Annotated in this window: 7 protein-coding genes; all 7 read right to left on the bottom strand. The window is 65.5% G+C overall.

Annotated elements, in window-relative coordinates:
* Positions 1-301, bottom strand: a 301-nt coding sequence (locus ACK59X_RS23570) for a DUF3025 domain-containing protein (RefSeq protein ID WP_409960806.1), incomplete at its 3' end; no start/stop codon positions are given.
* Positions 286-1,332 (bottom strand): dihydroorotase, encoded by a 1,047-nt coding sequence (pyrC, locus tag ACK59X_RS23565; RefSeq protein ID WP_409960805.1) that lies wholly within the window; start codon positions 1,330-1,332, stop codon positions 286-288. The genes ACK59X_RS23570 and pyrC, both read right to left, overlap by 16 nt.
* 67 nt (positions 1,333-1,399) lie before the next feature.
* Complete coding sequence (locus ACK59X_RS23560) at positions 1,400-1,774, bottom strand: hypothetical protein (protein WP_409960804.1); 375 nt, start codon at positions 1,772-1,774, stop codon at positions 1,400-1,402.
* 88 nt (positions 1,775-1,862) lie between these two features.
* Positions 1,863-3,365: a hypothetical protein gene (locus tag ACK59X_RS23555; RefSeq protein ID WP_409960803.1), complete on the bottom strand. Its 1,503-nt coding sequence runs from the start codon at positions 3,363-3,365 to the stop codon at positions 1,863-1,865.
* 363 nt (positions 3,366-3,728) lie between these two features.
* Positions 3,729-4,466, bottom strand: coding sequence for an amino acid ABC transporter ATP-binding protein (locus tag ACK59X_RS23550; protein WP_409960802.1), 738 nt, complete (start codon positions 4,464-4,466; stop codon positions 3,729-3,731).
* A 30-nt stretch (positions 4,467-4,496) separates the two neighbouring features.
* Positions 4,497-5,162 carry an amino acid ABC transporter permease gene (locus ACK59X_RS23545; protein WP_409960801.1) on the bottom strand — a complete coding sequence of 222 codons (666 nt, stop codon included), beginning with the start codon at positions 5,160-5,162 and terminating at the stop codon, positions 4,497-4,499.
* 3 nt (positions 5,163-5,165) lie between these two features.
* Positions 5,166-5,543: ABC transporter permease subunit (locus ACK59X_RS23540; RefSeq protein ID WP_409960800.1), on the bottom strand; the 378-nt coding region annotated here is incomplete at its 5' end.

Below are 5,543 nucleotides of genomic sequence, written 5' to 3'. Positions count from 1 at the left end.
CCTGCAGTTCGTTCAAGCGCCGCTTGGCCTGCGGGAAATGCAGCCACACCAGGCCGTTGAAGAAATCGTGCAGATTCTCGCGCGTGGGCACGCGGCGCGTGTCGAAGATGTGCTGCTCGTAGGCCGCGCCTTCGGGCAGGTCATCCTGGGCCACGAACTGCATGGGCGCAGCAGTGCATTGCAGCGCCTGGTACACGGGCGCACCCTGCTCCAGCACCTGCTGCGCCACCGCCTGCCCGGTGGCGCGGTACGGGGCCAGCCAGGCGGCGGTCCAATCAATGGCTTCTAGACCAGGCGCCACGGCAGCGCTTCACCGGCGCGCAAAGGCTTGAGCTCGGCCTCGCCGAAGGCGAAGCTGTCCGACGGGGTCCAGGATTCGCGGCACAGCGTGATGGTTCCGGTGTTGCGCGGCAGGCCGTAGAAGTCGGCACCATTGAAGCTGGCGAAGGCTTCGAGCTTGTCCAAAGCACCCGCGTTGTCGAAGGCCTCGGCATACATCTCCATGGCAGCATGGGCGGTGTAGCAGCCGGCGCAGCCGCTGGCGTGTTCCTTGAGGTGCGCGGGGTGCGGCGCGCTGTCGGTGCCCAGGAAGAACTTGGCGCTGCCGCTGGTGGCGGCCTGCACCAGGGCCACGCGGTGCGTCTCACGCTTGAGCACCGGCAGGCAGTAGTAGTGCGGGCGCACACCGCCAATGAAGATGGCGTTGCGGTTGTACAGCAGATGGTGCGCCGTGATGGTGGCGGCCGTGAAGCGGTCGGATGCATTCACGTAGTCGGCCGCGTCCTTGGTGGTGATGTGCTCGAAGACGATCTTGAGTTCCGGGAAGTCGCGGCGCAGCGGGATCAGCTGCTGCTCGATGAACACTGCCTCGCGGTCGAACAGGTCGATGTCGCTGCTGGTCACTTCACCGTGCACCAGCAGCAGCATGCCGCTCTTCTGCATGGCCTCGAGGGTCTTGTAGGTCTTGCGCAGGTCGGTCACGCCGGCGTCGCTGTTGTTGGTGGCGCCAGCGGGGTAGATCTTGGCGGCGACCACGCCGGCTTCGCGTGCACGCACGATCTCCTCGGGCGGCAGGTTGTCGGTGAGGTACAGCGACATCAGCGGTTCGAACTGCACGCCCGCGGGAACGGCGGCCAGGATGCGCTGCTTGTAGGCCAGGGCCTGCTCGGCTGTGGTCACGGGCGGGCGCAGGTTGGGCATGATGATGGCGCGCCCGAACTGGGCGGCCGTGTGCGGCACCACGGTGAAGAGGGGCTCCCCGTCGCGCACGTGCAGGTGCCAGTCGTCGGGGCGGGTGATGGTGAGGGTGTTGGTGGGGGCGGCTGCGGTCATGGCGCTATTGTCCCATTCCCCGCCACCGCCCTCCTTCCCGGCGGGGTCACCCGGCGGTGACGCTGCCCTATTCCCGCTCGATCACCGCCAGCACCTGGCCCTGCAGATTGGCAATGCGCACCTGGCAGCCTTTGCCCGCGCACACGGACTGCGCCATCACGGCGACCAAGGCGCGCTCCTCGAAGCCGTCGGGCTTGCGCACGCGGTTCTCGAGCACCAGCAGCACCGAATCCGCGTGCGTCTCCTGCGTTTCAAAGCCCGACGCCGCGACGAACCGATCCACATCCCGCACCCCCTTGAACAGCTCCTTAGGCAGCAGGAACGGTTGCCCTTGGTGCGTGACCTGGTAGTAGTGCTCGCGCGTCTGCCAGGTGGGCTTTTCGCGCACGTAGTAGACCTTCCAGGGGTGCACGGCGCTTTCGAACAACAAGGTCTTTTCCATGGGTGCAGCCTGGGAGGAGGAGGAAAACGCAGCCATGCCTGCGCACGCGCTGCCGCATGCCAGAACGGAGCGTCGGCGCGGCATGCCGTCAGCCCTGCGGCGCCTTGCTGCGCCACACCTCGAAGCGCCGGGCGATCTTCGGGGCGATGCGGTCGAAGGCCTCCCAGCTGTCGGGCGTCATCGCCTCGTCCGGCTCACGGAAATGGTTGGACGAGCGGAACACGGCCTTCACGTCAGTGACCCAGCGCTCGGAATCTGGCGTGCCGAATCCCCGGTAGTAGTCATCCCAGAAGTCCGATGCACCGGGGGCCAGGTCGTCGGTCCAGACGATGCGCCCACAGGGGCCATGCAGCAACTGCAGCGGCGTGGCGGTGCGCTCGTGCCAGGGCGCGAGCACCGCGGCCGGGTAGCGCACCGGATCGAGCAGCCCATGCAGCGCGCACCAGGTCACGAAGAACGCGTCCTCCACATAAACCAGCGGCTTGGTCTCCTCGTACTCGGCACTGGCTTCCATGAAGTCGCGCTCCGTCGGCAGCCGGGCATCGATGCGCGCAATGCCGTTGCCCTTGGCCGCGCGCTGAAAGGCCAACTCCAGCCTGCCGTTGACCGGTTGCTCCATGAACCGGTCGCCATCCATGGGGCCCGGAAAGTGATCCCACGACATGCCTTCGGGCAGCGGCACCAGCGGCGCGGCTTTCACCGGCAGGATGATGCGCGTGACGTAGGTGTTCCAGATGCGCCCCTCTTTGCGCGGCGGCCAGAAGGCGCGGTGCTTGGGCGCCATCTCGGCGCCGACCTCGATGCCGGTGGCGCGCACCGAGACATAGGTGCGTTCATTGTGCGGCGTGGCGGGCTTGAGCGGCTTGGCGCCCACGGCGGCCAGCCACTGCTGCACCAATGGGTCGTCGATGCGCCTGCCGATGCACGACAGCATCTGGTCCCAGAGATTGCCCTCGGCAGCAGCGGCCGCGCCGGTCGGTGCCGGTGCTGCCCTCACCGGGGCGGGGCCTGGGGCCGAGGCCGAGAGCCGCCCGGCAATCGCATCCTCCATCCAGCCGTCGAAATCGGGCCAGCGCTGCTCGGCTTCGGACAGGATGTCCTCCCCTGTCTCGGGCACCGACAGGCCCTGGTCCGCCAGCCACTGCAGCAGCTCGGGCGCGACCTCGCCGTCTTCCTCCGGTGGCTCATCCAGGTTGCCATACAGCGCGAACTCGTCATAGCCCACGCCCAGCAGCCGCAGGAACTGCCAGGCATCGCTCGCCAGCACCCGGCCCCCGCCTTCCGAACTGAGGTAGACCACCGGCATGCCGCCCTGCGGTGCGCGCCAGACGGCGAGGGTGGAGCCATCGGGCTCCACGCCGAACACGCCCAGATGCTGCGCCGCCGCCAGTCCGCCGGCATGGCCCTCCTCGCCGAAATAGCGCGCCACGGCACTGGGGGGCTCCGAGTGGAATGCGAACGAGCCACTCACCGTGGCCGTGTGCGGACGCAACGCGGGAAACGCCCGCAGCAGATCGCGCAGGGCGGCGGGCACCGGCAAATCTGCCGGAAATTCAAAAAGGCTGTCGCTGGCAGGTGAACGCTTGGGCATGGGGAAATCCGTCAAACGGCGGGCCAGCACCACGCAGCGGCGCATGGCCCTGGACATCGGAAATGGGACACCGCGCGAACCTAGCACGGCACATCGGCATTCTTGCCCCATGGCCCTACCCGCCGCCACGAAAAAAGGCGCCCGAAGGCGCCTTGTGTGAAATCCTGCACACCGCACTCCGTTCAGAGCGCAGTGCGCAAGTTCAGAAGGTGTGAATGGACCCGGCGTGTCCGAGCAGGCCGCCACAGCGCGCGATCCAGGCGCAAAGCACAGCCATAGCTCGGGCTACGGCGAGCATTTGCTTTCGATGTGCGCGCGTGTTTTGGCGGGATGAGCGGGCATGGCGGGTTCGTTCACACCTTTTCAGTGTTGCAGGATCTTGTTGAGGAAGTCCTTGGTGCGCTGCATGCGGTCTTCGGGGTGGTTGAAGAAGTCGTCCTTGGAGCAGTCCTCCAGGATCTTGCCACCCACGTCCATGAAGATCACGCGGTTGCTGACCTTGCGGGCAAAGCCCATTTCGTGGGTCACGCACATCATGGTCATTCCCTCGTTCGCCAGGCCCACCATCACGTCCAGCACTTCGCCGACCATTTCGGGGTCGAGCGCCGAAGTGGGTTCGTCGAACAGCATCACGATGGGGTCCATGCTCAGGGCACGGGCGATCGCCACGCGCTGCTGCTGGCCGCCCGACAGCTGGCCGGGGAACTTGTCCTTGTGGGCGATCAGGCCCACGCGCTCGAGCATCTTCAGGCCGCGCTTCTTGGCATCGTCGGGCGTGCGGCCCAGCACCTTGACCTGGGCAATCGTCAGGTTCTCCGTCACCGACAGGTGGGGAAACAGCTCGAAGTGCTGGAACACCATGCCCACGCGGCTGCGCAGCTTGGGCAGGTTGGTGCTGGGGTCGTGCAGCTTCACGCCGTCCACCGTGATCTCGCCCTTCTGAAAGGGCTCCAGCGCGTTGATGGTCTTGATCAGCGTGGACTTGCCCGAACCCGAAGGTCCGCACACCACCACCACTTCACCCTTGTTGATGACGGCCGAGCACTCGTTGAGCACCTGCACGGGGCCATACCACTTGGATACGTTCTTGAGTTCGATCATTTCTTGTTCCTCAATCCAATCTCTTTTGCATCAGCGAATGATCGCGATCTTCTGGTGCAGGCGTTTGACCATCCAGGACAGCGCATAGCACATCACAAAGTACAGAACCGCTGCCGCCAGGTAGGCCTCGATGGGGCGGCCGAAATTCTTGCCTGCCACTTCAAAGCCCTTGAGCATGTCGTAGGCACCGATGGCGTAGACCAGCGACGTGTCCTGGAACAGGATGATGGTCTGCGTGAGCAGCACCGGCAGCATATTGCGGAACGCCTGGGGCAGCACCACCAGCTTCATGTTCTGGCCATAGGTCATCCCCAGGGCCTGGCCTGCATGGACCTGGCCGCGCGGGATGGACTGGATGCCGGCGCGCATGATTTCGCTGAAGTACGCCGCCTCGAAGGCGATGAAGGTCACCACCGCCGACACTTCCGCACCGATGGGCCGGCCGATGATGGCCGGCACCAGCAGGAAGAACCACAGGATCACCATCACCAGCGGAATGCTGCGCATGCCATTGACGTAGATGGTGGCCGGCACGTCCAGCCACTTCTTGCCCGACAGGCGCATCAGCGCCAGCACAGTCCCGAAGAGCACGCCGCCGATGGTGGCGACCACCGTGAGGATCAGGCTGAAGTACAGCCCCTTCAGCACGAAGTTGGAGATCAGGTCCCAGTTGTAAAAGCCAAAGTCGAGATTCATTTGTCAGTGCCCCCCGCCTGCACCACTGGCCACGACCATTCCGGGAATGCGCGCACGCTTCTCGATGAACGCCATGATGCGGTTGATCGCGAAGGCAGAGACGATGTAGAGCACCGTCACGCCGAAATAGATCTCCATCGGGCGGGCGGTTTCCTCACCGACCTGCATCGCGAACCAGGTCAGTTCGGTGACCGACACGGCGAACGCGACCGACGAGTTCTTGAAAATGTTCATCGCCTCGCTGGTCAGCGGCGGCACGATGATCCGGTAGGCCATCGGCAGCAGCACGTAGCGGTAGTACTGGGCGGTGGTGAAGCCCATCGCCATGCCGGCGTAGCGCTGGCCGCGCGGCAGGGCCTGGATGCCGGAGCGCACCTGCTC

The organism is Acidovorax sp., assembly GCF_046339755.1.
Taxonomy (GTDB): Bacteria; Pseudomonadota; Gammaproteobacteria; order Burkholderiales; family Burkholderiaceae_C; genus Acidovorax.
This window is presented reverse-complemented; position numbering and strand designations above follow the sequence as displayed.

Excerpts from the sequence above, each read along its gene's own strand:
- pyrC (WP_409960805.1), bottom strand. The coding sequence starts at position 1,332 with ATGACCGCAGCCGCCCCCACCAACACCCTCACCATCACCCGCCCCGAC.
- ACK59X_RS23560 (WP_409960804.1), bottom strand. The coding sequence starts at position 1,774 with ATGGAAAAGACCTTGTTGTTCGAAAGCGCCGTGCACCCCTGGAAGGTC.
- ACK59X_RS23555 (WP_409960803.1), bottom strand. The coding sequence starts at position 3,365 with ATGCCCAAGCGTTCACCTGCCAGCGACAGCCTTTTTGAATTTCCGGCA.
- ACK59X_RS23550 (WP_409960802.1), bottom strand. The coding sequence starts at position 4,466 with ATGATCGAACTCAAGAACGTATCCAAGTGGTATGGCCCCGTGCAGGTG.
- ACK59X_RS23545 (WP_409960801.1), bottom strand. The coding sequence starts at position 5,162 with ATGAATCTCGACTTTGGCTTTTACAACTGGGACCTGATCTCCAACTTC.